This is a genomic window from Ligilactobacillus equi DSM 15833 = JCM 10991, from assembly GCF_000615765.1.
Classification (GTDB): domain Bacteria; phylum Bacillota; class Bacilli; order Lactobacillales; family Lactobacillaceae; genus Ligilactobacillus; species Ligilactobacillus equi.
Genome location: NZ_BAMI01000028.1, coordinates 1 through 24,636 on the forward strand (window position 1 = coordinate 1; position 24,636 = coordinate 24,636).

Consider the following 24,636-nt stretch of genomic DNA (forward strand, 5'->3'; position numbering starts at 1 on the left):
TGATAAAATAAAATCAGCCCTCGTTAGCTCTAGCTTTTAAGGACTGATGCCAAATTTATTGATATGGTTTAAAAACTAAATGTTCATTAATAAATTTCTCACTTCATAAATATATACGCTTTATTCGAATCTAAAAAAGAGAAAAGTTCTTTTAATAATTGCACCTAGAACCTCTTAGCTTTACAATAAAAGTAAATCAGAAAAAATGAGGGACTTTTTCATGACAATTACTGAAGCAATTAAAAATCGCCCCCTAACTTTAGATGGTTCAATGTCTACACCTTTAGAAGCCTTAGGGGCTAAAACTAATAATCCATTATGGACCGCCCAAGCCCTAATTGATCACGAAGATTTAATCTACCAAGTTCATATGGACTACCTCCAAGCTGGAGCTGATATTATCACTACTAATACTTACCAAGCTAATGTTCAAGCTTTTGTTAAAGAAGGCTATTCTGAAAAAGAAGCTCTTGAACTTATCAAAAAAGCGGTACGTATTGCCAAAAAAGCTCGTGATGACTACGAAAAAATTTCTGGTCGTCATGCTTATGTAGCTGGTTCCATCGGCCCTTATGGGGCTTACCTCGCCGATGGTAGCGAATACACCGGCAACTACACACGCGCCCCTTATGAGTTACAGGCCTTCCATAATCCTCGCCTCCAAGCTATTATGGCAGAAGGCGTCGATTGCCTAGCCATCGAAACCCAACCTAAGTTGGGGGAGGTCTTGGCCCTTTTAGCCGAACTACAACACTCCTATCCGAAAATTCCAGTCTTTGTGAGCTTTTCCTTGAAAGACAGTCAAACCATTAGTGACGGTACCGCCTTAAGTTTTTCGGTCGAAGAAGTTGACCGTTACCAACAAGTCTTTGCTATCGGAGTTAACTGCACTAACTTGGAAGTCGTACCAGACGCCATTCGTGTTCTCAAGTACTCTAGCCAAGAACCTATCGTAGTCTACCCAAATTCCGGAGCTCAATACGATCCTGAAACTAAGACTTGGACCACGCAAGCCGGCGCTTTAGACTTTCACTCAGAATTTCCTAAATGGTATCAAGCTGGAGCTCGTTTAATTGGGGGCTGTTGCACAACCATGCCCGCTAATATTGCAGAAATTGCTAATTTCCTAGCCAAAAAATAAGCTAATGTCAAAAAGAGGATTTCCGTGAGAAATCCTCTTTTTATTATAATAATTCTGCAAAGGCTTCGGCTTGATCATTCATGAATTCATCGCCGACCTTAATTTCAGAAATTTCAATGCCATCTAAGGCTCTTTGCATTAAGCCATCTACATCTAAGCGAGCTTCATATTCGCGCGCCTTATCTAAGCGTGGCTTGGTCTTAGGAGATGGGGGAGCAAAAATCGTACAACAGTCTTCAAATGGCATCACGGATAAGTCAAAAGTATCAATATCTTGGGCAATCTTAATGATTTCATTCTTATCCATAGATACCACTGGACGAATCATCGGCATTGTGGTGACATCATTAATCGCTGCCATACTTTCCATCGTTTGAGACGCCACCTGACCTAAAGCTTCACCATTAAAAATTGCTAGACCATGACGGCGCTTAGCAATCTCAGCCGTTAAACGCAACATGAAGCGTCGTTGCACGGTCATCAAGTAACCGGAAGGTAATTGTTCCTTAACTGTTTCTTGAATTTCGGTAAACGGTACTTGAATGAATCGAATCCGCCCCACGTATGGCGTTAACTTTTCTGTTAAAGCCTTCGCCTTATTCAAGGCTTGTTGGCTCGTGTATGGTGGGCTAAAGAAGTGGACCATTTCAATGTCTACCCCCCGCTTCATTGCTAGGTAGCCGGCAACCGGTGAGTCAATCCCTCCTGATAACATCAACATCCCTTTACCTGCAGTACCGACTGGTAAACCACCAGCCCCATCGATTTTTTTATAAGAAAGAAAAATCCCGTTCAAGCGTACTTCTACGCGCAAGGTTATGTCTGGATCTTTCATTTGAACTTTCAAATCAGGAATCGCTTCTAAGATAGCCCCCCCGACTTCCATGTTCATTTCATTAGTATCATAAGCAAAGTCATGGTCTTGCCGCCGAGTATTAACCTTAAAAGTCATGCCTTCTTGATAAATTTCCTTCATCATCTCAATAGCCATCGCTTGAACCGCTTCTAGACTCTTATCTACCTTAATCGAAGGCGAAAAGTTTTGAATTCCAAAGACCTTGCTTAGTTGTTCCATAACCAAGTCAGAATCTTCACCATTTAATTGGATGTGCATGCGATCACGAGAAGCCTTGATGACTAGGTTGTCAAAATTGTGGAGTGCTTGTCGGACATTGTGATCCAAACGGTCGATAAAGCTTTTACGGTTCTTTCCCTTAGTGGATAATTCCCCATAACGCACCATAATTTCAGTGTATTGCATTCTTTTTTCCTTTCAATTTTAAGAGTTAATCTTTAAGAATTTTTCATAGAGCTGGTCAAAGACCTGAATAAAATTTTTCGCTTCGGCTAAAGTATTGTTTTCATCAAGCGACACCCGTACTGCCGAAGTCGCAACCTTTTCCGGAATATGCATCGCATTTAAAGTTCCGGAAATCGTCCCCTTCTTGGATGAGCAGGCACTCGTAGTGGAAATATAAATGTCATGACTTTCAAAGGCATGCACAATCGTTTCACCTCGTACCCCATCAATGGTAAAGCACAAAATGTGCGGTGCAAATCCCTGGTCTAAGCCCGAAAACATTGTAACTTTATCAAATTGTGTTACATGATCATAAATCATTTTACGGATGGCTTGTTGGTTAGCCACGTGAGCTTCCTCACCCGTCAATAAAAGACGCATCGCCTTGGCCATGGCCGCAATAGCAGGAACGTTTTCAGTTCCACTGCGAAGATTTTTCTCTTGACCTCCGCCCGCTAAGAGCGGTGCAATCATACGGCCACGTTTCTTATACATAAAACCAATCCCTCGTGGTGCGTGGAATTTATGTCCTGAAAAAGTCATAAGGTCAATGCGCGGATGAATTAACATTTCACCTAAACCCTTACCTAAAGCTTGGACCGCATCGACATGGAAGTGAACCTTAGGATAATCCGTTAAGACTTCGGCTAAGTCCGCAATGGGTTGAATAGCCCCGATTTCATTGTTAACCGCCATTACCGACACCAAAATCGTATCTTGTCGCAAGGCAGCTTTTAAATCTGCCGGGTTAACTTGCCCCTTTTTGTCCACAGGAAGGTAAGTTACCTCAAAACCTTGTTTTTCTAATTGGGCCATAGTATTTAAAACGGCAGGGTGTTCCACTTCACTGGTAATTAAGTGTTTACCGAACTGCACTTTCTCATAGGCTGTACCTTTAATTGCCCAGTTATCCCCTTCGGTTCCTCCGCTAGTAAAGTAAATCTCGTCAGCTTGTACCTTTAAGAGGGAGGCAATTTGCGCCCGCGCTTGATTTAGTAAGTTATCTGCTTTTTCACCCAAATTGTGGAGTGAAGATGGGTTACCCCAGATTTGTTGACTAACAGTTGTATAAGTTTGTAAAGCTTCTGGTGAAACTTGTGTCGTCGCACTGTTATCGAAATATATCATATTTACTGAACCCTCTTTTTAAATTTCACTTACAAATAATAACAAGTTTTATTGAAATAAACAAGAAAAAGACTAGTTGGGAAACTAATCTTTTTCTTCACTAACCTATTTAGCTTTATCCCTCTTCATCAATTCGGTAGCTTCTTCTTTAGATAAATACTTAGTCGCAATTCTTTCAAAGAGACCAGGTTCTACTTTTTCTAAGGCTTCGGCCATGACATCGACGGCTTGGACATATTCAAAGTCTCGCGTAAAAAGTTCCGTCGCTCTTTGGGAAGCTTCCTTAACATGTGGATAACGATCTCGGTAACGGTTCCCGTATTGAATCAAGTTTTCGGCCATAACTGCGGCTTGATACATTTCCTTTCTTTCCTTCTGGAAGGTCCGCATTTCGTTTTCGGTTTCCAACATTTGTGTCGTAATCACACTCATATCAATCTTGACATGATTCATTTCTTCCATTAAGGCGTTCACCAAGTTTTCTATATAATCTAACTTTTCATAATAAGATTGGGGATAACCTGGTAAGTGCTTGCTCATAGTTTGACGCTTGATTTCGTGAATTTCACCTTGGAAACCAGCTAAACCATCCCAGGCCTTCTTTTCATCCACCACTAATGCAGAAATATCTGCGTGAATTTTACCTTGTTCTTCTTCTATTTGCTTTAAGGCATCAAAATCGTCATTTTGCTGGTTTTCTAAACGACTATAAACCGCGGTTTCCATTTCAATTTCCGTCAAGGCTTGAGTATAATTTTTGCGAATAATGTGCAACTTAGTATCCAAATCACGCGCCCGTTCAACTTCGTCATGGGTTAATTCATAGTGTTGCCCGATACGATCCAGGTCTAGCAAAAGTTGTTTTTCTTGTTTTTCGGCATGACGGATAAACTCACCCCATTTGGACTTGCGCTTTTCCACCTTGTGACGTGCGGCATATTCGGTTTCAATTTGCTTGTAGAGGTCCTCGATACTTTCACGAATCGTCTTATCCGTGTCCTGGGCTTCAGTAACTTGTAAGTCTGTTAAAAACTGCTTTTCTTCTTGGACTTTAGTTTCCAACTTCCCTACTTCTTGGTCAATTTCACTTAAAAAATTGTAGCCATCCTTCTTTAGTTGGAGGTAACCAGCCTTAATTTCCTTTAATTGTTCGGGAAAAACGTTATGTAGGTTCCGGTATAAAGGTGGAATGACTTCTAATAATTTATCGATGCTAGCAGTTTGGTTTTCTAATTCTTGAAGTGATTGATCAGCTTGACCATAGTCACCTTGTTCCATCAAATCCCCATAATTGGTAAATTCTTTGTTGATTTCAGCAAACAGCTCCTCTAACTTAGGCATGGCAGGTCCAAAAGAAAAGTTCTTTGTTAGTAATATCTTGCGAATGTCCTTGTAGCGTTGCTTCAAGTTAGCTTTTTTTTGCCGATGTTGCTCCATCTTACCTTGCATGGCATTGACGGAATCTAAAACCCCTTGGTAAACTTCCTTAGCTTCCAAGAAACTATCTTGAGCAGCTTTAAGATTTTGCCGAGCAGCTATTAAATGATACTTAGGTAAACTAGCTCGCACTTCTTCAATCAACATTTGAATATCGGGGAATTTGCCATTCACTACTTCACGGTATCTTTGCGCAATACGTTCGTAGTTTTCGAGACTTTCCCCTGTTAAATTAAGTTCGCGTAATTCTTCAACTTGCGCCCCTAAGCTATCACCCAAGAGTTCTTGGACTTGGTCTTCTAAACTTTGAGCTAAATTTAAGGTTGATTTTCGCACATAAAACATACCGGCATATACGGCCACCAAAATCAACAAAACCGCAATTATTATTGTGATTGTCATTTCCCAACTCATTCCTTTTCCCATAATTTTGTCGTTTGTATTTCGACCTTATTTCGAAAACTTATTTGTATTTAGTAAGCTTTTTTATTATAATCATTTTAATTATATCATTAGATACCTTAATTAAAAAGATTTTGGAGGAATTTTCATGGCACAATCTTTACTTAGTCAACAATTAGACGCTTTACTTTTTGAAGAAACAGATTTGGTAGCTAACCTAGCTAATGCTTCTGCTCTTTTAAATGACACTTTAGATGATATTAACTGGGTCGGTTTTTACCTAACCAATGGCGATGAAAGTCAATTAACCTTAGGCCCTTTCCAAGGTAAGGTTGCCTGCATGCACATCCAATCCGGTTCAGGGGTATGTGGGACTGCCTTAGCCAAGCAAGAAGTTTTGCGGGTGCCTAACGTCCATGAATTTGCCGGTCATATTGCTTGTGACTCAGCAAGTAACTCCGAAATTGTCTTACCTTTAACCAAAGACGGCCAAAAAATCGGGGTCTTGGATATCGATTCTCCAAGTCTTGACCGCTTCTCTACTGAAGATCAAGCCCTCTTGGAAGAATTTGTGGCAACTTTATTACAACACCTCTAAAAGGCTTGACAAAGGCAAAGATCCTTGTTATGCTCAGAAGCGTGTAAAATAATGCAGCGGTAGATGGTAAGCTCGTCAACAGTTGTTTGCCTTTTTGGTTCGTCTAGTACCCCTTCGGCTGCAAGGGTGAACGCGCAAAAGCAACTGCACGAATACTAAATCTACAATGATTATTTTACTCCAAGAAAAAATATTTAATTTATTGGAGGAACTTTTAATGTCTCGTTATACAGGTCCTAGCTGGAAGGTTTCACGTCGTTTAGGCATCTCCCTTTCAGGTACAGGTAAAGAATTAGCTCGTCGTCCTTACGCACCAGGTCAACACGGTCAAAACAACCGTCGTAAATTATCAGAATACGGTTTGCAATTGCAAGAAAAGCAAAAGCTTCGTATGACTTACGGTGTTTCAGAACGCCAATTTGCTAACCTTTTCAAAAAGGCTGGTAAGATTCGCGAAGGTAAGCACGGTGAAAACTTCATGATTTTATTAGAACGTCGTTTGGACAACGTTGTTTACCGTTTAGGTTTAGCAACTACTCGTCGTCAAGCACGTCAATTAGTTAACCACGGTCACATCACTGTTGATGGCAAGCGTGTTGACATTCCTTCATACGAAGTTACACCAGGCCAAGTTATTTCTTTACGTGAACGTTCAAAAGACTTGAAGATTGTTAAAGAAGCGTTAGAAGCTGTTGTTGGTCGCGCTACATTTGTTTCATTTGATGAAAACACAATGGAAGGTTCATTAGTTCGTTTACCACAACGTGATGAATTAGACGCAAACATCGACGAAGCTCTTATCGTTGAATACTACAACAAGTTATAATACCCTTGTTGTTTGGGAAGTCTCCTATGGAGGCTTCTTTTTTTGTATATGACGCCTACTTTCGGTATAATGGGGGTAAGGAGTGAAAAAATATGTCTGATGATCAATTACAAGACCGTCTCAACAACGGCATTTATGGCACCCCAAAAATTAAAGCTGCCGAACAAAAGAAATTTCTCGGTACTTTTCGCGAACGGGTGCAAGCAACGCTCACCTTCGAGGAATTAAAAGACCCACAAAATTTACAGGCTCTGAAACTTGAAATGACCGCCCACCCCAAATATATTCTTTTAGTTTCTGGGGACGTACCCCAAACTAGTTTGCAAGAACTCTTAGTCTTGGGGAAAGAACAAGGTATCGAAACTCGCTTTACTGCCACGAGCGGTCAAATTTATCAACCTGATGATTTAGCAGTCGTTTTCGCTAGTAAAAATGAAGCTCTCCACCAAGATATCGTTGATATCACTGCGCTTCATCCTCATACATCTAACTTAACTAACGAAGAATATGCGCAAAAGAAAAAATCTTTTTGGCAAAAATTATTTTCATAAACTCAAAAACGCTAGGACAACAAATCCTAGCGTTTTTTAAGTTTAGTTCCTTTCGCTTAAACGGGTATTATTTTGAGCTAAATCAGCGGCAATCGCTTGTAACTTCACCACATTTTCCACGTATTCGGCTTCATTCATGTCCATATGACTAAAGCATGATTGGACCGAATCCTTCACTTTTTCTTCCATCAAACGCCCTTTAGCAGTCAATGAAATGAACACTTTACGCCCATCAACAGTATCGCGCTCACGCGTCAACCAACCGTCATTTTCCATACGGCGTAAAAGTGGCGTTAAGGTTCCAGTATCAAGTCCGAGGCGGGTACCTAATTCCTTAATAATCATCGTTCGTGACTCTTCCCATAATACCAAGAGTACAATATATTGGGAATAAGTTAACTTGAAAGGCCGGAGCGATTCAGAGTAAAATCTATTGTAGTTTTTTTGTGCTGTATAGATGGCAAAACACAATTCATCTTCCAGGCGATCAGGTCTGTGATCAATCAAAGTCTTTCCCACTTTCTGTATAATCTACCACCATTATAGTATACTTTCGTCTTTTTTAATAGTAGTTATAATAATTTATCTATTTTTTAATGAGATAAATTCCATAAGCGGAAAATCTCGGTCACTATATCTTGGTCACCGAAGACCGTCTTTTGGTGGAAAGCTAACTCTGGATAACAGTGAGCTGATAAGAAAACAAGTTGGTTGTCTTTTTGGGCATCATAGACTTGATAAATATTAGGAATCACTAAATCCAGCGCACCTTCAACCATCCCTAACTTCGCCGCTAAGTTTTCAATCACCGGTCGGTAGGAAGCATCCATTTCAGTTAAGGATTCATAACTTTGCATCCCCGTTTGGCTACTTGCATCATAGCGTAAGAGGACTTCAATCCCGCGACTAATTACATCGGTCAAACGAATACCTTGAGATTTCAATGTTTCTTTTTCAATTTGGCCCAACTTGATATTCTTACGAACTAACAAATCAGCTAATGGCGTGCGACCATCACCAACTACACGTAAAGGTAACCTTTCAATTAAAGAAACCAGTTTCCCCGCAATAATTAAGGCGCGGTAGTTAGAGCCCGCTACCACTTGTTCAATCAAGACTTCTTTACTGTCCTTTTGTAGACGTCCCAAGGCTATTTTGAGTTCGCCACTCGTAGGTGGCATCCGGAAAACCCGATTTTGGTTAGAGCTAATCTCACCCGCTGGTTTCAAGACCAAACCCTTAGTTTGCAAAAGTGGCCAAAGCTGACTTAAATCATGGTTATTTTTTACCACCCATGCACTCGAGGTTGTAACTCCTGCTGCTTGAGCTAGCTTCTTAGCCGTTTGTTTTTGGGCCCAAAGCCGACTATAAAGCAAACTATTTTGGCTTTGTGAAATTCCATGGTCAATTAAGTGACCAGCAATTTCAATAATATCAGCTTCTGGAGCTATCACTTGATAGTCTAAGCCCTTAACCACTGCTCTTTGTAATAGTAAGAGACTGTTATGGCTAAGAGTTTTTAATTTAATCTCCGTTGTACGATAATCTAAATTAGCTAAACTTGTTGCCAGGACACTCATCCCTTGATTTTGCCGCAATGAACGGGCCGCTAAGGTTTCTTCAGGTTTATCCAATCTTTGTTTTAAGACTGTCATAACATTGCTAAAGTCATTGTAGCGGTAATTTTTAGCAAAACGCCCTAATTCATCAAGAAACTGCCGTAATTCGGTAGCAAATTGACTTTGGGCAAAAGGATTTTCTTGGGCTATAATTTGATTTTTTTGCCGAGCTGCCGTTAAAGTTGCGCGTAAGTTCGCCATCTCAGGTCCCGTAGTCATCAAGAAATACCCAGCCATGACATTAATGAGCGGTAAGAGTTCCTTGGTTTGTCCAAAATCCGTTTGGGGGGCTAAATCAATCTGGTTTAATTGTAAGCCGGAAATCACACGGGTTTGGTCAGCCAATTCTTCAGTCATTAAACTAACAAAATCAACTCCTGTATTTTGAATAGCTTGATATTTAGCTAAATCACGGTAATCTATGATGTTAGCTTCCTTCAATTCCACAGCATTTAAACTAGTCCGATGCGAGCGGACTGGTGAAACTTTGGCTTCCGCCACCATTTCTTCCCATTTAAAAGGTGTCGCTCCAAAAAAGTAGGTCAAAACCCATTGATAATTAATAAATTGTCGGGCTAATTTCAAGTAAACTTGATTGCGAAAATCGGTATACGCAACTTTACTTTGGACAAATTTTTCTGAATAAAGATTCAACAACAATTCTTCTGGTAATTGGATAAAAATTTGATTTTTGGCGTCCACTCCCCGTACGATAGGACTTGATGACCAAGGCCAAGGATAATAGCCACTAGGTAAAACTTGTTTTAAAGCTTGACTTTGAAGCGCCATATCCAGGTTTAGTCCCGCTAAGTCTTGTTGGGGACGACTCGTCAAGGTCACCTGACCTTTTTTAATTTCAAGATATTGGTTTTTAAATTCAGCACTTTGGTTAACTTGACCTTGTTTATCAAGTAGCGCAAAGCTTCGTTTTACTTGGAAACGTAAAGTCTGCAAAACTTCCGTCATTTGACTGGCTTCAATCTGTTTCCCAATTTCATCTAATTTCAAAATGCTAACCTCGCTGCAATTTTAATACTTCAATTATATCATATGCTATAATATTTGTGATTACACAATAGAAAGGAATCCTTATGCAAGAACCACTCGCTTATCGTATGCGCCCTCACCGTTTAGAAGATGTAGTCGGTCAAAGCCACTTAGTGGGTCCAGGTAAAATTTTGAACCGCATGGTTAAAGCTAACCGATTGTCTTCATTAATTTTATACGGTCCACCAGGTACCGGGAAAACCTCGATTGCTTCGGCAATTTCAGGAGCCACGAAATTCGCCTTACGCACCTTAAACGCCGCCACCGACTCCAAAAAGCAGTTGGAACAAGTGGTCGAAGAAGCTAAGTTTTCTGGAACTGTGATTTTACTTTTAGATGAAATTCACCGGCTTACCAAGCCCAAACAAGACTACCTCTTACCCCACTTAGAAAGTGGCCGGATCATTCTAATCGGTGCTACAACGGAAAATCCTTATATCGCCATTAATCCTGCCATCCGAAGTCGGACCCAAATTTTCCCGGTTTATCCACTCAAAGAAACCGAGATTAAGCAAGCTATCCAACGAGCCTTAGCTGACAAAGAACACGGCCTGGGTAACTATCAAATTGATCTGACCGATGCTGCTGGAAATCACCTGGCTTCCGCCACCAACGGAGACTTACGGTCGGCCTTGAACGCCTTGGAACTAGCCGTATTATCGACAGAAGCGGATGAAACTGGTATTATCCATCTAGATACAGACGTCATTAGTGAATGTCTCCAAAAAAAGGCCTTCGCTGCTGATAAAGATGGTGACGCCCACTATGATGTCATCTCGGCCTTCCAAAAATCCATTCGCGGATCCGATACGGATGCCGCCCTCCACTACCTGGCTCGCCTCCTTTTGGCGGGTGATATGATTTCGGTGAATCGGCGCTTACTGACAATTGCCTATGAAGACATTGGTCTCGCCAACCCACCGGCTGCTAGTCGCACCGTCCAAGCCGTCCAAGCCGCAGAAAAACTCGGAATGCCCGAAGCGCGGATTCCTTTGGCCAATGCAGTCATTGAACTGTGCCTTTCTCCCAAGTCGAACTCGGCCATCGTCGCCATTGATAAAGCCATGGATGATGTCAATCAAGGTAAGGCCCATGAAGTTCCAAAACACTTACGTGACAGTCATTACGCAGGCGCTGCAGAACTCGGTCACGGTACCGAATATCTTTATCCGCATGCTTATCCCCATGACTGGATCAAACAAGATTACTTACCCCACAACCTTCGCAATGTTTCTTATTACAATCCCAAAGAAAACGGTCGCTATGAAAAAGCCTTTAAAGAGCAATATTGGCGCTTATTTAAAGCTCAAGGCAAAAAGAAATCATAGATTTTTAAGATACCTTGCTTGTACTTTAATTTTTTCTGTGCTAGTATAATCTATGAAATCTGAGGTGTACGCGTTACCCTTTACGTATGGTTGACCGAACACTTTTAATTTAGTTGCTTCAAGATTACTGCCTTAATGTGATAGCTTGCGCTAGAAACTGACGGACAGTTGCGAGCTGATCTCTTATCGAGAGCGGGTGCAACTACTTGGGTGATTAACGGCACCACCGGATTAAGGCAGGGTTTGTCCCTGCCTTTTATATTTTATTTATTACGAGGAGTTCTTTATTGTGAAAATTGCCCCCTTTATCTTATTACTAGCTTTTGCGGCCATTGTAATCTTCATTGGCTACTTTATGTGGTCTCACCGCAACCGTGACTTTTGGCTTTTAGCTCCCACCTCTACTCCGAGCTTAGCTAAAATTTTACAATATTATGGAATCTTTTTAATCTTGATGGGGTTAGCAACCTTAATTGCTACGCTCCTTCAAGCTGTTTTACCTGCGGTCTTACTCATGATTATTGATTCTTTTGCGATTGCTGCCTTATCACTTTTAATGCTGGTCTATTCAAAATTTTAAATTTTTGTCAAATGTAACGGTTTTCACTTTCATTTATGTCTAATTTAGCGTACAATAAAGGTGAAATAAAGAAAGGGTGATACCTATGTTACAAAGATACAAAAAAATTCTCGTGCCTGTTGACGGTTCTTTCGAATCAGAATTGACTTTCAAAAAAGCCATCGATGTAGCTAAGCGTAACGGTGATGACACACAAATTCGCCTAGTACACGTGGTTGACACTCGAGCTTTCCAAAATATCTCTAGCTTCGATACAGCTATGGTTGAAGAAGTAACCGAAACCGCTAAGAAGACTATGGAAGGTTATGTTAAGGAAGCCAACGAAGCCGGTGTTAAAAATATTGACTTTTCTGTTGAATATGGCGCTCCCAAAGCTGTGATTGCTAAAGATCTTCCTGAAGAAGAAGGTATCGACCTCATCATGATTGGGGCCACTGGTTTAAATGCGGTTGAACGCCTCTTGATTGGTTCTGTAACTGAATATGTAACACGGACGGCGGCATGTGATGTCTTAGTAGTCCGGACGGATGAAGACAATAAACCAGTCACAAAGAAAAAGCATAAATAATTTCAAAAAGTCTACCAATGCGTAGGCTTTTTACCCATTATGGAGGGATTAACATGCGTCAAAAATTAGAGCAAGCTATGTACCAAGATGCCTATAATTTTGCCCGCTATCTTAAAGAAAGCAAACAAGACCTTGCCTTCATTGAGGTTATCCGTAAACGCGGTATCGAAGCTCTAGGAAATTCGCTTGGCCTAGGCCTCTGTGTTTTCGGGCTCAGTATGGAACTTTCCCTACGCCTCACCCGTCTAATTATTAAGTACAACCTCAAAGTTATCAATGTAATTTTATCTATTCTTGATGGTTCTGCTAAAGGCTTTAAGGTCTCTATAACTAAAAAAATTTAGGCCAACTAAAAAACCAGCTGGGATTTTTCTCAGCTGGTTTTCTCGTTTTCATTAAATTATTTTGTCCCGAATAAACGGTCACCGGCATCCCCGAGACCAGGAACAATGTAGGAATTTTCATCTAAGTGGTCATCTAAAGCTGCCGCGTAGATATCAATATCAGGGTGGGCTTCTTGTAAGACCTTGACCCCTTCTGGAGCAGCTACTAAACAAACAAACTTAATAGAACGTGCGCCTCGCTTCTTTAAAGCATCAACGGCCATAACAGCAGAACCGCCGGTCGCTAACATTGGGTCGACAATAAACATTTCCCGTTCTTCCAAACCGTCAGGCATCTTCACGAAATATTCATGTGGTTGCATGGTAGTTTCATCACGATACATCCCAATGTGCCCGACTTTAGCGGCAGGAATTAATTCTAAAATTCCATCAACCATCCCTAAACCTGCTCGCAAGATAGGTACCACGACTACTTTTTTACCTGCTAAGCGCTTAGTTACAGCCTTTCCCATTGGTGTTTCAATTTCGACATCTTCAAGAGGCATCTCACGTGAAACTTCATAAGCCATTAACTCGGCAATTTCATTAACACATTGTCGAAATTCGCGCGTCCCACAATTTTTGTCCCGAATAATGGTTAACTTGTGTTGGATTAAAGGGTGATCTAAAACTGTAAATTTACCCATGGTAAAAACTCCTCCTCAAAATGTTCATTGATTATATTTTACTTGAAAACGTTCTATTTTCCTAGTCCAAATTTAAAGTTTTTGAGAAATATTGTTCTCCGGCGGACTTATTAAGTCGGTTCATGTAAGCCGCCCCTAAACCGTCTTGGGAATAAGTTTGTGCTAAGATGTACTTAATTTCTTGATCTTGGTCAAAATGACGAAGGCCCGCAAATAAAGCGTGACTGGCTGCTGCTACATCTGAACCCAAATCATAAACCTGTAGTCCAGGTGTTGTAATGATATTTTGGTCAGCTAAAATAGCGACTGCTTTTGATTTAGTTTGAGCCCAAGCTAAGGCTTCCGGCCAATCGCCCGTCTTCACCATCAAGACCTGCGCGCTTGGTGCATAGTGTTTATATTTCATTCCAGGGGCCTTGGGTGTTTCCTTTTGCCCTACCTTATGCTTATCTGAAATAATTTCTTGACCCAAAAAGGCTTCCAGTTCCTCGACACTCACGCCTCCTGGCCGTAGAACCGTCGGTGTTTCAACACTTAAATCGAGGATTGTGGATTCGACCCCCAACTGGGTGGGACCATCATCGACAATTCCAGCAATCCGTCCTTCTAAATCATGGAAGACGTGTTGGGCGGTTGTCGGACTCGGTTTACCGGAGGAATTTGCTGACGGGCCTACCAAAGGATTCCCCACCGCCGCAATCAAGTCGCGGGTAACTTGGTTGGCAGGCATACGAAAGGCTGCGGTTTTAAGTCCCCCAGTTACTGCTTCAGGCAAAGAACCTTCCTTAATTTTAAAAATTAAGGTCAACGGTCCGGGCCAAAATTGGCGGATAATCTTTTGAGCTAAACCAGACAAAGGACCCGTGAAACGTTCAACCATAGCTTGGTTAGCCACCGTAACAATCAAAGGATTATCCGAAGGTCGCCCCTTCGCCAGATAAACGCGCTTAACGGCTTGTTGATTGGTGGCATCTGCTCCTAAACCATAAACAGTTTCAGTGGGAAAAGCCACTAATTCACCTAGTTGTAATTCTTTCGCTGCGGCTTGAATTTGATCAGGCTGATAAATTTTGGTAATTAACACCGTGATTTCCTCTTTCTTTCTAATTGTTAAAGGCCACTTCAATCATGCGGTCTTTTCCCGCCAAGTCCTGATAAATTTCGACTTTAGCCTGGGGAAAATGTGCTTCAAACAGTGCTTTGACTGCAGGGCCTTGTTGATAGCCAATTTCTAAATATAAATGAGCTTGTGGCTCTAGTAAATCCAAAGTTAATTCTTGCGCCAACCGTTTATAAATAGCCAAGCCTCCATCCTCCGCAAATAAAGCTAAATGCGGCTCATAATCTATCACAGACTGATCCATGACTGATTCTTCTTCTTCAGCAATATAAGGCGGATTAGAGACTAGAAGATGATATTTTTGACCAACTAAAGGTGCGAGCAAATCTCCTGGTTTCGCAATAACATCTAAGTTTAAATTCCGGGCATTTTCTTGGGCCACCGCCAGTGTTTGCGGACTAAGATCAGTCAAAGTTACCTGCCAGTCTGGGCGATTGGCTTTCAAGGCTAGTCCGATAGCCCCCGTTCCCGTCCCAATGTCAGCTACTTTAAGCTGTGACTCAGAATGTTGACTCAAAATTAATTCTACTAAATCTTGGGTTTCGACCCGCGGAATCAAAGTATCTGCCGTTACCTTGAGCGTTAAACCAAAAAAGTCGGCTTGGCCCAAAATATATTGGACTGGATAACCTTGAGCATACTTGGTTACCGCCGCTTTAAAAGCTTGGTACTGTTTTGGGGTAAGCTCCGTGCGTAAATTCATCAAATATTGAGTTGGATTGTAACCTAACATGGTCCGCAAGAGCAACTTCACCCCGTCTTGATCTGCAGCGGGTTGATCTTGAATAAAAGAAAAAGCCCATTGCTGGGCTTCAAAAACCGTTGCCTTAGGCATTTTGCATTTCCTCTAAAGCCTTTGTTTGGTCATATAAAACTAATGCATCAATCACATCATCAAGTTCACCATTCATCACTCGGTCCAACTTGTTTAAGGATAGACCAATGCGGTGGTCAGTCACCCGGTTTTGTGGGTAGTTGTAAGTCCGAATTCGTTCAGAACGGTCTCCAGTACCTACCGCTGACTTCCGATTTTCATCGTAAGCATTTTGTTCTTGGGAAGCATAGTGATCATAAACCCGCGCTTTCAAAATTTTCATGGCCTTTTCACGGTTTTGTTGTTGAGAACGTTGATCTTGCATAGCTACCACAATCCCCGTTGGTAAGTGGGTCATCCGCACAGCTGATGAAGTCTTGTTAATGTGCTGGCCACCGGCACCAGAAGCCCGGTAAACATCAACCCGAATGTCTTTTGGATCAATTTCAATTTCCACATCTTCAGCTTCCGGCATAACTACTACAGTAGCCGTTGAAGTGTGAACCCGCCCAGCTGATTCGGTAGCGGGCACCCGCTGTACCCGGTGCGCACCACTTTCATACTTAAGTTTGGAGTAAACATTTTTCCCGTTAATCATGAGGCAATTTCCTTAAAGCCACCAACGTCCGTCGTCGTTTGGTCGATAACTTCGATTGACCAGCCTTGACGTTCAGCATACTTGGAGTACATGTTGAAGAGGTCCCCAGCAAATAAACTGGCTTCATCTCCACCGGCAGCCCCCCGGATTTCCATAATAATGTTTTTATCATCATTAGGATCCTTAGGTAAGAGTAAAATTTTAATTTCATCTTCCAAAGCGACCTTTTCATCCTTGGCTTCGGCTAATTCCATCTTAACCATTTCAGCCATCTCATCGTCATCAAGTCCCATTGATAACATTTCTTCATCATCTTCAATTGTTTGGTTTACTTGCTTGAAACGTTCGTATTTTTCTACCGTTTCACGTAAGTCTGCCATTTCTTTTGATAAGTCTGTAAAACGCTTGGTATCACTAATCACATCTGGGTCAGACAATAATTCACCCAATTCTTCATAGCGGTCTGCGAGCATTTGTAACCGATCGAATAATTTATCCATTCTTGTCTCCTATTATTTTTTTTCTATCATTGCTAAATCTGGATTGACATAATGCTTCCGGCAAACAGGATAGTAGGCTTCATTGCCTCCGATCATAATTTGTTCCCCGGTATAAACCGGTTTACCATCGTGCATCCGTAAATTCATAGTTGCCTTTTTGTGACAAAACCAGCAAATAGTCTTCATTTCTTCAATCTTATCCGCATACAACAATAAGTATTTCGAGCCCTCAAATAACTCATTCATGAAGTCATTTTTAAGCCCAAAAGTCATGACCGGAATCCCTAATTCATCCACAATTCGAGTCAATTCTAAGACATGATGCTTTTGTAAAAATTGTGCTTCATCAATCAAAAGACAAGCCGCCTGTGAATTGATTTCTTGGACCATTGTATAGAGGTTACTTTCTGCAAAAATAGGATGGGCTTTCCGACGCATCCCAATCCGACTGGAAACATAACCAACTTCATCGCGATTATCCAAGCCACTAGTCATAATAATAACTTCTTTATCTTGTTCCTCGTAATTGTGGGCCACCTTTAAAATTTCGATGGTCTTACCACTATTCATCGCACCGTAACGAAAAAAAAGCTGTGCCACATTCTCCACTCCTAAAATAGTCTTTCCTATTTAGTATATCCTATTTCTACTCAAATTTCATTAAGCAAAACTTTAAATTTCCCGAAAAGCATTTAATCTAAGCATCAGATGCTTACTTTTAAAGTCAAGTATGCTAAAATTTGAGTAGCAAGATTTTAGAAAAACAGGTGACAGCATGACTTTAAAAAGCTCTCTCGCCATTGCCACTGCTAAAAGTGCGCACTGGTTTTTACACACATTTAGAAATGGTGGTACCTCACTACCAGGAAAAATTGCGCTATCTTTGGATCCAGGTATTTTACAAGTTTTGGCTAAGGATTACGAAGTGGTCGTCATTACCGGGACCAACGGGAAGACCTTAACCACAGCTTTAACTGTAAAAGCCCTAAAAGCCAAATACAACCACATCTTAACCAACCCCAGTGGCTCTAATATGAAACAAGGAATTGTTGGAGCTTTTATCACTGACCAAAAAATTGGTAAAAGTAAAAAACGCCTGGCTGTTCTAGAAACTGACGAGGCTAATGTCCCTATTATCTGTGAACATTTGGAACCCAAGGCCTTTGTTTTAACCAATCTTTTTCGCGACCAAATGGACCGTTACGGAGAAATTTACACCACTTACGAAAAAATTCTTAAAGGAATTCGTAAATACCCCAAAGCGACGATTATCGCCAACGGCGACGCCCCAATTTTTAACAGTGTTGACCTCCCCAATCCTAAGCTTTACTACGGCTTTGATTACCAAGCTGACCAAGCTCAAGATGCGCCAGCTAATACTGATGGGTTGCTGTGCCCTAAATGTCAACATATCTTACGCTATCAAAGCCTAACTTACAGTAACCTAGGCAAATACTTCTGTCCCCACTGTAACTTCAAACGTCCGACTTTAGATATCAAAGTCGATGCTCTTTTAAAGCAAACGCCTCAATCATCAACCTTTAAGATTGACGGTCACCAAGTTAATCTTCATATCGGAGGAACTTACAACATCTACAATGCTTTAGCGGCGTATGCGTCGGACGTTTCTTTGACATTGATGGTTCGGCTTTGGCCCAGGCCTTGAGTGATAACGATCAAAAAGTCTTTGGGCGCCAAGAAGTTATCGCTTTAGACGACAAGGAAGTAACCTTGGTCTTGGTAAAAAACCCAGTTGGTTTAGACCAAGTACTTGAGATGATTAAAACTGATGATCAAGAATTTAGCTTAGCCACGCTTTTAAATGCCAACTATGCTGACGGGGTGGATACGAGTTGGATTTGGGATGCCCGCTTCGAAGAATTACCTTTTGCCAAGATTCCTGCCTTCATGACCGGGGGCGAACGCTACCGGGATATTACTTTCAGAATGAAAGTAGCTGGGGTACCGACAGAAAAGTTAATCATTAAAGAAGACCTTAAAGAAGCCGTAGCCCAACTTAAAAACATGCCTACCAAGCACATTTATGTTCTCGCTACTTATACCGCTGTCTTACAATTACGAAAGCTTTTGGCAGAACAAGGCTACATTCAAGGAGGAATGGACTAATGACTTATGCACTACACATCGCTCACCTCTACGGTAATTTAATGAATACCTATGGTGACTTGGGCAATATTTTAGTTTTACGCTACTATGCCCAACAAATCGGAGTCGACATTACTTCCGAAATCATTTCTATCGGTCAAGACTTTGACGACCAAAAATTTGACTTTGTCCTCTTTGGTGGGGGGCAAGACTTCGAACAAGAAATCGTCTCTGTCGATATCCAAGAAAAAAAGACGGCCTTAACTGCCTTTATTGAAAATGACGGTCCTGTCCTCGCAATTTGTGGAGGCTTCCAATTATTAGGTCAATACTACATCGGTGCCAACGGGAAACGTATTGAAGGGATTGGGGCTCTACCCCACTATACTGAAAGCCAAGTTAATAGCCGTTTTATCGGCGACATTGAAATTCAAAATGAAGAAACCGGCGAAATCTATAAAGGTTTCGAAAACCATAATGGGGTTACCTGGCTCGGGAAAAATGAACGACCTTTAGGTAAGGTCCTTTCTGGCCACGGTAATAATAACCAAGACGGTTCCGAAGGTGCAATTTACAAAAATACTTTCTGTTCTTACTTCCATGGACCTGTCTTAGCCCGCAACCACAATTTGGCCAAACGGATTCTAATTACCGCCCTCAAACGTAAATATCCCGACCAAGTGGCTAACATTGACCAAATTGCTCACTGGGACGACGATGCCATTGCTGGTTTTTAATTTCGACTAAAATAACCCTTAAGTCTTAACAACTTAAGGGTTATTTACTGTTTACAAAAAATTCTTGGATTAAAGCATCCCGAGCTAATAAGAAACGTTCATTCCTACTTTGAGGATGAATCCGATTAGTCAGGACAATCAAGGCTTCTTGACTAACTTGATCTAAAAATAAAAATGTTCCCGTAAAGCCTGTATGATAAAGCGCAGGTCGACCATCTGCACGAAAACGTAAATCCCAGCCAAGGGAACGCCCCAATTTACCATTGGGAGTCCAATCCTGATAAAAACTAGCAATGGTAGTTGGGCTAATTGGGACTGGGCCCGGGCCATAGTTTTTCCCAGTCAGAAACCATTGGCTAAACTTGACCAAATCTGTTAGAGTGGCAAATAAACCAGCTGAGCCACAATGCCGGCCTAAGGTAAAGGCCTTAGGGTCATGGACCTGGCCACGAATTAAGCCCCGTTTGGGCGAAAGTTCGGTAGGAACCGTTAAAGCTGGGGGAGGTGTAAAAGTCGCCGTATTCATCCCTAAAGGTGTCAAGACTTTTTCTTGAATTACCGTTTGTACAGGTTGATTATAGACAGCCTCGATAATTTGACCAAGTAAAATCAAGCCAATATCAGCATAAACCACCTTTTCTTCAAACCAAGAACCAACTTCTAAGGTATATAAAGCGTTCAATAAATCTGGCGCAGATAATTCATCACGATTTTGAATATAACCGGTTAGCGCCGAAGTATGTGTCAATAAGTGGCGCAAGGTAACCCTTTTATCCTTAAACTTGGGTAAGTATTGAGCTACTGGGTCATCAATTTGAACTTGCTTAGTTTCCACCAAATGCATGATTACCGTGGTGGTACCTACCACCTTAGTCAGTGAAGCTAAATCATAAAGCATTTCTGGCTGTAAAATTTCCTTGGCCGGAAAAATTTGGCTGTAGCCAAAAACTTCACTTTGCATTTGACCAGCCTTCAAATAAGCATAAGATACGCCAGGAACAACTTCCTCTCTGACCCAGCCATGCAACGTTTGGGATAGTTTTTCATTTAACATTTGGATCCTCCGGCTTTCGCTTGTTGATAAAGATAATCTCAAAATGCCCATCTTCATGATAATCAATCCGACTAGCACGGGCATTATCCAATAGAAACATAGGGACATCTCCCTGAAGGCTTTCCACAAAGCTTGATAAAATCAAACCATGAGTCACGATTAGAACATTGCCTCCACCTCGCTTTTGGTAATAGTTACCTATATTAGTTAAAGCTCGGCGCATTCTTTGGTTGAGGTGGTCAGAATCTTCAATTAATTCTGTTTCATCCATATTTTGGAAAAGCTCCGTTAGCTCTGCTACATGCTCTTGATTCAAAAAAGCTTGAATAATTTTGCGAAAGCCTAACTTTTTCAAAAGTTTAGGTGCAACTTTCCAACTTTGAGCTTCTTCAAAGCGACCAAAGCTGATTTCCCTTAAATCCGGATCCGTATAAATTGTTGGCTGCCAAGTGGTATTTTCTTCAATAATAAAACGTGCGGTTTCTTGGGTACGCTTTAAATCGCTAGTATACACGGCTTCAAATTTAAGATCTTTTAGTTCATTGCCCAAACGTTTGGCCATCCGCACCCCTTTTTTTGTGAGAGGTGAGTTCGTAACCCCTTGTAGGCGGCGAGAACGGTTAAGTTTTGTTTGACCATGTCGTACAAGATAGAAATGGACTACCATCTTAATCACCAACTTTACTTGAAATTCTATTCCTATTGTACCAAAAATTTTTACTAAAAAAACCGGAAAGATTAATTCTTCCCGCTTTTTCTCAATCATCTAAATCCCGTTCAATATTTAAACCATAGAGATAACTGGCTGGTTCATTTTCATCTGCAGGATGGACGGTTAAAGTAGCAATGGCGCCCTTACTGGAAACATAACCTGCAAAATAGACAATTTCTTCGACAATATAGGCTAAACCATCATTATTGTAGATATATTGTCCAACTTGCGGCATACTTTCGAAGGAGGTTTTATTCATTTTATAATAGTCATCATTTTCTAAATCATGCATAACTAGAATCACTTTAACCATTAATTATCACCCGATTCCTTTAAACGTTGATTACTTTTTCTAAGAAGGACTTAGTTCTTTCATGTTGTGGATGGTCGAAAACTTCTTCTGGCGTACCTTCTTCCACTACGTAACCATCAGCCATGAAAACCACACGGTCAGCTACTTCTTTGGCAAAACCCATTTCGTGGGTTACAACTACCATTGTCATCCCATCTTTAGCTAGTTCCTTCATAACTTCCAATACATCACCAACCATTTCTGGGTCTAAAGCACTGGTTGGCTCATCAAAAAGCATAATATCAGGCTTCATGGCCAAAGCTCGTGCGATGGCAATTCTTTGCTTTTGTCCTCCAGACAAGGAGGCTGGTTTGGCATCAAATTTATCTGCTAATCCCACCGTTTCCAATAAGCTTTCAGCAACAAACCTCGCTTCCTCACGGTTTAACTTATTTAATTCCACTGGTGCTAACATAATATTTTCCCCAACGGACATATTATTAAATAAGTTAAAGTGTTGGAAAACCATTCCAATATTTTCTCGAGCCTTATCCAAATTAGTATGCGGATCACTAATATCTTGACCATCAATAATGATCGATCCGGCAGTTGGTTCTTCTAACTTATTCAAGCATCGCAATAAAGTACTTTTCCCAGAGCCAGACGGCCCGATTAGTACAACCACTTCATTATTACCAACTTTAAAGTTAATATCTTTTAAAACGACATTAGAACCGTAACTCTTCTTCAATCCGGTTACATTTACTTTATATTGTGTCATTAGCGATTAAGCCTCCGTTCAACTATCTTAGAAAGTAGGGTTAAAAGTGTAATTATTATCAGATAAATTACTGCGATAATACCCCAAACAGTGAAGCCTTGTAAATTACGAGCAATGATAATTTTTCCTGTTTGTGTTAATTCCAGAAGTCCAATTACTGACAAAATAGAAGTATCCTTCAAGGTAATGATAAACTGGTTTACAAACGATGGAATCATCAGTTTTATTCCTTGTGGCAAGATAACCTTCCGCATAGCCTTCCCAAAGGGTAAACCTAAAGAACGTGCGGCCTCCATTTGTCCTTTATCGACAGATTCAATTCCGCCTTTCACAAAGGCGGCAATATAAGCTCCTTCGTTCAAGGCTAAGGTAATCACCCCGGCCACAAAGGCTGGAATTTTGTTACCTGTTAGATTCGGTACCCCATTATAAATAAACAAGGCCAGGACAATCAGTGGTAGACCACGGAAAATATAAATAATTGTCGCAGATAAGCCCCGAGCAAAACCGTTAGGTAAAACTCCTAAGAACCCTACTAAAACACCAAAGATGGTGGCAAAAATTACCCCCACAATGGTTAAGTAAATAGTTTGCCCTAAACCTTTAATTAAGACGGACTTATTTTGCTTTAAAATTCCACTTAAGGTTGTTTCGTCGACTGTGGCATTGGCTTTTTGCTTGGAAATAGCCTCACTACCAGTGTATTGCTTAATAATTTTGTCGTAAGTTCCATTAGCTTTAAGTTTCTTCAAACCTTCATTGAACTTACTTAATAACTCTTGGTTAGCCCCCTTTTTAACGGCAAAACCGTAGTTACCAGTTGCAGTTGGCTTAGTAACAATTTTTAAAGCTAAACCGGTTTTAATTCCATAACTTAACACAGCGGAATCTTCGAAACAAGCGACTGCATTGCCACTTTTGACATCATTGTACATATTATCGGAGTCATCAAAAGTAACCACTTTAAAACCGTACTTGTCCTTAATAGAGTTAGCATAGTCGGCTCCAGACGTCCCCGTTTTTACAGCAACTTTCTTACCCTTAAGGTTATCTAAACCTTTCACTGAACTGTTCGGCTTAACCGCCATTACAATTCCTGAAGAATAGTATGGCGTTGAGAAATCAAACGTCTTTTTCCGATCATTAGTAATCGTCATTCCGGCAATCATTCCATCAACTTGACCTGATTGTACAGATTGGATAGCAGCATTAAAACCGACAGGTTGAATCTTAACTTTAAAACCCTCTACCTTAGCAATTTCCTTCATCAAGGAAATGTCAATTCCCACATACTCATTATTTTCATCAGCATATACAAATGGTGGAAAAGTAACATCTGTTGCAATTGTATACGTTTTTTCGCTAGTCGCTTCGACTCCTATTTGGGAGACCTGTAATCCTGCAAAAAATACTGTCGTTACCATTGCTAGTAAAGCTAGCATTTTTTTCAAATTGAGTTTTCTTTTCACGTTAGAAAACCTCCCATCTTTTATAATGATATTATTATAGCATATCATGTTAGAAAATGCGACATCTGCTCAAATATCACCTGTATGTCTTTATCATTATAAAAAACAAAAAGCACCTAGCTCACATTAACTAGGTGCTTAAAACAGATTGGGCATACAGGGTTCGAACCTGTAAATTATGGATTCAGAGTCCACTGCCTTACCAATTTGGCGAATGCCCAAAAACTATAAATAATTGAACTAAATCAACTATTTTAGTTTAATCCTGTTTTACAAAAACGTCAAGGACTTTCAGCAATTATTTTTTATGGTGATGATGCCGGTTACGTGACTTAGGCTTTTCCATGCCTTCCACATAACGGTAAGCATGACGTTTAAGATAACGTAATAATTCAGCTTCATTCTTAAACTCACGTGGATGAACCTGCCCATGAAGACGTAATGTAATATTAGTAATTTTCATACGTCCAGTCCAAGTGTAAGTATGTTCAACGATGAAGCGGTTAATGTATTCACCAGCTTCATTCTTACCAAACTTAAGAACGTAATTTTTTTCTGGAACCATCAAAGGATTCACATGCTCTTTTTCATAAGGCACCTTATTTGCCCGTAAAAAAGTCTTGGTTTTTCTTAACATATTTTCTCACTTCCTTGCCCCAAAAATACTCTATACAATTACACTATTATACCAACTTAATTGCATTTAGCAAGCCTCTTTATTAAAAAATTAAAAAAGCCGGAGAATACCTTCTTCCAGCCACCTACATCACCCGTACGGGGATCGAACCCGTAACTCCGCCTTGAGAGGGCGACGTCTTAACCAATTTGACCAACGGGCATTAATTAAGTACAAGACTATTATACCGCTAATCAAATTTTTGTCAAATTTTTTACTTTA

The 24,636-nt window shown here is 40.7% G+C and carries 24 protein-coding genes, 2 tRNA genes and 2 pseudogenes; 10 read left to right on the forward strand and 18 right to left on the reverse strand.

Annotation, left to right across the window (positions count from 1 at the left end):
- Positions 1 to 220: 220 nt before the first annotated feature.
- Entirely contained in the window at positions 221 to 1,141 is a 921-nt protein-coding gene (gene mmuM, locus JCM10991_RS06980) for a homocysteine S-methyltransferase (protein ID WP_025020956.1), read from the forward strand.
- Positions 1,142 to 1,184: 43 nt separating this feature from the next.
- Here mmuM and thiI read toward each other — a convergent pair whose 3' ends face one another.
- From thiI to JCM10991_RS06995, 3 genes are all read right to left on the reverse strand, one after another.
- A complete protein-coding gene (gene thiI, locus JCM10991_RS06985) occupies positions 1,185 to 2,402 on the reverse strand; it encodes a tRNA uracil 4-sulfurtransferase ThiI (RefSeq protein ID WP_025020957.1) in 1,218 nt (405 codons plus the stop codon).
- A gap of 18 nt (positions 2,403 to 2,420) precedes the next feature.
- Positions 2,421 to 3,569 (reverse strand): cysteine desulfurase family protein, encoded by a 1,149-nt coding sequence (locus JCM10991_RS06990; RefSeq protein ID WP_025020958.1) that lies wholly within the window; start codon positions 3,567 to 3,569, stop codon positions 2,421 to 2,423.
- Positions 3,570 to 3,674: 105 nt separating this feature from the next.
- On the reverse strand, positions 3,675 to 5,432 hold the full coding sequence (locus JCM10991_RS06995) for a septation ring formation regulator EzrA (protein WP_025020959.1): 1,758 nt from the start codon (positions 5,430 to 5,432) through the stop codon (positions 3,675 to 3,677).
- Positions 5,433 to 5,556: 124 nt separating this feature from the next.
- On the opposite strand from JCM10991_RS06995, the gene JCM10991_RS07000 reads away from it, so the two are divergent.
- The 3 genes from JCM10991_RS07000 (at position 5,557) to JCM10991_RS07010 (ending at position 7,383) form a co-directional block, all read left to right on the forward strand.
- Entirely contained in the window at positions 5,557 to 6,006 is a 450-nt protein-coding gene (locus JCM10991_RS07000) for a free L-methionine (R)-S-oxide reductase MsrC (RefSeq protein WP_025020960.1), read from the forward strand.
- A gap of 217 nt (positions 6,007 to 6,223) precedes the next feature.
- Positions 6,224 to 6,832 (forward strand): 30S ribosomal protein S4, encoded by a 609-nt coding sequence (gene rpsD / locus JCM10991_RS07005; RefSeq protein ID WP_025020961.1) that lies wholly within the window; start codon positions 6,224 to 6,226, stop codon positions 6,830 to 6,832.
- 92 nt (positions 6,833 to 6,924) lie between these two features.
- A complete protein-coding gene (locus JCM10991_RS07010) occupies positions 6,925 to 7,383 on the forward strand; it encodes a YueI family protein (protein ID WP_025020962.1) in 459 nt (152 codons plus the stop codon).
- Positions 7,384 to 7,425: 42 nt separating this feature from the next.
- Here the strand turns inward: JCM10991_RS07010 and JCM10991_RS07015 are convergent, their stop codons facing one another.
- Complete coding sequence (locus JCM10991_RS07015; protein ID WP_025020963.1) at positions 7,426 to 7,890, reverse strand: MarR family winged helix-turn-helix transcriptional regulator; 465 nt, start codon at positions 7,888 to 7,890, stop codon at positions 7,426 to 7,428.
- An 86-nt stretch (positions 7,891 to 7,976) separates the two neighbouring features.
- The gene (locus JCM10991_RS07020; RefSeq protein WP_025020964.1) at positions 7,977 to 10,010 is read right to left on the reverse strand and encodes a hypothetical protein; all 2,034 of its coding nucleotides are present in this window, start codon (positions 10,008 to 10,010) and stop codon (positions 7,977 to 7,979) included.
- Positions 10,011 to 10,093: 83 nt separating this feature from the next.
- Between JCM10991_RS07020 and JCM10991_RS07025 the strand changes: the two genes are divergently transcribed.
- From JCM10991_RS07025 to JCM10991_RS07040, 4 genes are all read left to right on the forward strand, one after another.
- Positions 10,094 to 11,377 carry a replication-associated recombination protein A gene (locus JCM10991_RS07025; protein ID WP_023858743.1) on the forward strand — a complete coding sequence of 428 codons (1,284 nt, stop codon included), beginning with the start codon at positions 10,094 to 10,096 and terminating at the stop codon, positions 11,375 to 11,377.
- 289 nt (positions 11,378 to 11,666) lie between these two features.
- Positions 11,667 to 11,957, forward strand: coding sequence for a hypothetical protein (locus JCM10991_RS07030; protein ID WP_025020965.1), 291 nt, complete (start codon positions 11,667 to 11,669; stop codon positions 11,955 to 11,957).
- An 85-nt stretch (positions 11,958 to 12,042) separates the two neighbouring features.
- The gene (locus JCM10991_RS07035) at positions 12,043 to 12,525 is read left to right on the forward strand and encodes a universal stress protein (protein WP_023858741.1); all 483 of its coding nucleotides are present in this window, start codon (positions 12,043 to 12,045) and stop codon (positions 12,523 to 12,525) included.
- Between the two features lie 53 nt (positions 12,526 to 12,578).
- Entirely contained in the window at positions 12,579 to 12,869 is a 291-nt protein-coding gene (locus JCM10991_RS07040) for a hypothetical protein (RefSeq protein ID WP_025020966.1), read from the forward strand.
- Positions 12,870 to 12,925: 56 nt separating this feature from the next.
- Here the strand turns inward: JCM10991_RS07040 and upp are convergent, their stop codons facing one another.
- The 5 genes and pseudogenes from upp to JCM10991_RS07065 form a co-directional block, all read right to left on the reverse strand.
- Positions 12,926 to 13,555, reverse strand: a complete 630-nt coding sequence (gene upp / locus JCM10991_RS07045; RefSeq protein ID WP_023858739.1) for a uracil phosphoribosyltransferase — start codon at positions 13,553 to 13,555, stop codon at positions 12,926 to 12,928.
- Between the two features lie 61 nt (positions 13,556 to 13,616).
- Positions 13,617 to 14,639, reverse strand: coding sequence for an L-threonylcarbamoyladenylate synthase (locus JCM10991_RS07050; RefSeq protein WP_025020967.1), 1,023 nt, complete (start codon positions 14,637 to 14,639; stop codon positions 13,617 to 13,619).
- 19 nt (positions 14,640 to 14,658) lie between these two features.
- Entirely contained in the window at positions 14,659 to 15,510 is an 852-nt protein-coding gene (prmC, locus tag JCM10991_RS07055) for a peptide chain release factor N(5)-glutamine methyltransferase (RefSeq protein WP_023858737.1), read from the reverse strand.
- Positions 15,503 to 16,587 (reverse strand): annotated as a pseudogene (prfA, locus tag JCM10991_RS14495) (peptide chain release factor 1). Before prfA ends, prmC begins: the two are co-directional and overlap by 8 nt.
- Positions 16,588 to 16,599: 12 nt before the next feature.
- Positions 16,600 to 17,187: a thymidine kinase gene (locus JCM10991_RS07065; RefSeq protein ID WP_025020968.1), complete on the reverse strand. Its 588-nt coding sequence runs from the start codon at positions 17,185 to 17,187 to the stop codon at positions 16,600 to 16,602.
- Between the two features lie 175 nt (positions 17,188 to 17,362).
- Between JCM10991_RS07065 and JCM10991_RS13125 the strand changes: the two are divergent.
- Both JCM10991_RS13125 and JCM10991_RS07075 read left to right on the forward strand, forming a co-directional pair.
- Positions 17,363 to 18,714, forward strand: a pseudogene (locus JCM10991_RS13125) (MurT ligase domain-containing protein).
- Positions 18,714 to 19,430 carry a type 1 glutamine amidotransferase gene (locus JCM10991_RS07075; RefSeq protein ID WP_025020969.1) on the forward strand — a complete coding sequence of 239 codons (717 nt, stop codon included), beginning with the start codon at positions 18,714 to 18,716 and terminating at the stop codon, positions 19,428 to 19,430. The pseudogene JCM10991_RS13125 and the gene JCM10991_RS07075 overlap by 1 nt, the downstream one beginning before the upstream one ends.
- A gap of 40 nt (positions 19,431 to 19,470) precedes the next feature.
- On the opposite strand, the gene JCM10991_RS07080 is transcribed toward JCM10991_RS07075, so the two are convergent.
- The 8 genes from JCM10991_RS07080 to JCM10991_RS07115 all read right to left on the reverse strand — a co-directional run bounded on the left by JCM10991_RS07080 (position 19,471) and on the right by JCM10991_RS07115 (position 24,577).
- Positions 19,471 to 20,484 (reverse strand): serine hydrolase domain-containing protein, encoded by a 1,014-nt coding sequence (locus JCM10991_RS07080; RefSeq protein ID WP_025020970.1) that lies wholly within the window; start codon positions 20,482 to 20,484, stop codon positions 19,471 to 19,473.
- Entirely contained in the window at positions 20,474 to 21,250 is a 777-nt protein-coding gene (locus tag JCM10991_RS07085; protein WP_023858731.1) for a histidine phosphatase family protein, read from the reverse strand. The genes JCM10991_RS07080 and JCM10991_RS07085 overlap by 11 nt, the downstream gene beginning before the upstream one ends.
- On the reverse strand, positions 21,243 to 21,509 hold the full coding sequence (locus JCM10991_RS07090) for a hypothetical protein (protein WP_023858730.1): 267 nt from the start codon (positions 21,507 to 21,509) through the stop codon (positions 21,243 to 21,245). The genes JCM10991_RS07085 and JCM10991_RS07090 overlap by 8 nt, the downstream gene beginning before the upstream one ends.
- A gap of 19 nt (positions 21,510 to 21,528) precedes the next feature.
- On the reverse strand, positions 21,529 to 22,269 hold the full coding sequence (locus JCM10991_RS07095; RefSeq protein ID WP_023858729.1) for an amino acid ABC transporter ATP-binding protein: 741 nt from the start codon (positions 22,267 to 22,269) through the stop codon (positions 21,529 to 21,531).
- On the reverse strand, positions 22,269 to 23,693 hold the full coding sequence (locus JCM10991_RS07100) for an amino acid ABC transporter substrate-binding protein/permease (protein WP_051527977.1): 1,425 nt from the start codon (positions 23,691 to 23,693) through the stop codon (positions 22,269 to 22,271). The genes JCM10991_RS07095 and JCM10991_RS07100 overlap by 1 nt, the downstream gene beginning before the upstream one ends.
- Positions 23,694 to 23,886: 193 nt before the next feature.
- Positions 23,887 to 23,959, reverse strand: a tRNA-Gln gene (locus tag JCM10991_RS07105).
- A gap of 77 nt (positions 23,960 to 24,036) precedes the next feature.
- Positions 24,037 to 24,375 (reverse strand): hypothetical protein, encoded by a 339-nt coding sequence (locus JCM10991_RS07110; RefSeq protein WP_023858727.1) that lies wholly within the window; start codon positions 24,373 to 24,375, stop codon positions 24,037 to 24,039.
- Between the two features lie 129 nt (positions 24,376 to 24,504).
- Positions 24,505 to 24,577: transfer RNA gene (locus JCM10991_RS07115), tRNA-Glu, on the reverse strand.
- Positions 24,578 to 24,636: the final 59 nt, after the last annotated feature.

Coding starts and splice junctions, on each gene's coding strand:
- rpsD (WP_025020961.1), top strand. CDS start 6,224: ATGTCTCGTTATACAGGTCCTAGCTGGAAGGTTTCACGTCGTTTAGGC.
- JCM10991_RS07100 (WP_051527977.1), bottom strand. CDS start 23,693: ATGGTAACGACAGTATTTTTTGCAGGATTACAGGTCTCCCAAATAGGA.
- JCM10991_RS07075 (WP_025020969.1), top strand. CDS start 18,714: ATGACTTATGCACTACACATCGCTCACCTCTACGGTAATTTAATGAAT.
- JCM10991_RS07040 (WP_025020966.1), top strand. CDS start 12,579: ATGCGTCAAAAATTAGAGCAAGCTATGTACCAAGATGCCTATAATTTT.
- JCM10991_RS07080 (WP_025020970.1), bottom strand. CDS start 20,484: ATGTTAAATGAAAAACTATCCCAAACGTTGCATGGCTGGGTCAGAGAG.
- JCM10991_RS07000 (WP_025020960.1), top strand. CDS start 5,557: ATGGCACAATCTTTACTTAGTCAACAATTAGACGCTTTACTTTTTGAA.
- JCM10991_RS07035 (WP_023858741.1), top strand. CDS start 12,043: ATGTTACAAAGATACAAAAAAATTCTCGTGCCTGTTGACGGTTCTTTC.
- JCM10991_RS07110 (WP_023858727.1), bottom strand. CDS start 24,375: ATGTTAAGAAAAACCAAGACTTTTTTACGGGCAAATAAGGTGCCTTAT.
- JCM10991_RS07085 (WP_023858731.1), bottom strand. CDS start 21,250: ATGATTGAGAAAAAGCGGGAAGAATTAATCTTTCCGGTTTTTTTAGTA.
- mmuM (WP_025020956.1), top strand. CDS start 221: ATGACAATTACTGAAGCAATTAAAAATCGCCCCCTAACTTTAGATGGT.
- JCM10991_RS07095 (WP_023858729.1), bottom strand. CDS start 22,269: ATGACACAATATAAAGTAAATGTAACCGGATTGAAGAAGAGTTACGGT.
- JCM10991_RS07025 (WP_023858743.1), top strand. CDS start 10,094: ATGCAAGAACCACTCGCTTATCGTATGCGCCCTCACCGTTTAGAAGAT.
- JCM10991_RS06995 (WP_025020959.1), bottom strand. CDS start 5,432: ATGGGAAAAGGAATGAGTTGGGAAATGACAATCACAATAATAATTGCG.
- JCM10991_RS07090 (WP_023858730.1), bottom strand. CDS start 21,509: ATGGTTAAAGTGATTCTAGTTATGCATGATTTAGAAAATGATGACTAT.
- JCM10991_RS06990 (WP_025020958.1), bottom strand. CDS start 3,569: ATGATATATTTCGATAACAGTGCGACGACACAAGTTTCACCAGAAGCT.
- JCM10991_RS07010 (WP_025020962.1), top strand. CDS start 6,925: ATGTCTGATGATCAATTACAAGACCGTCTCAACAACGGCATTTATGGC.
- upp (WP_023858739.1), bottom strand. CDS start 13,555: ATGGGTAAATTTACAGTTTTAGATCACCCTTTAATCCAACACAAGTTA.
- prmC (WP_023858737.1), bottom strand. CDS start 15,510: ATGCCTAAGGCAACGGTTTTTGAAGCCCAGCAATGGGCTTTTTCTTTT.
- thiI (WP_025020957.1), bottom strand. CDS start 2,402: ATGCAATACACTGAAATTATGGTGCGTTATGGGGAATTATCCACTAAG.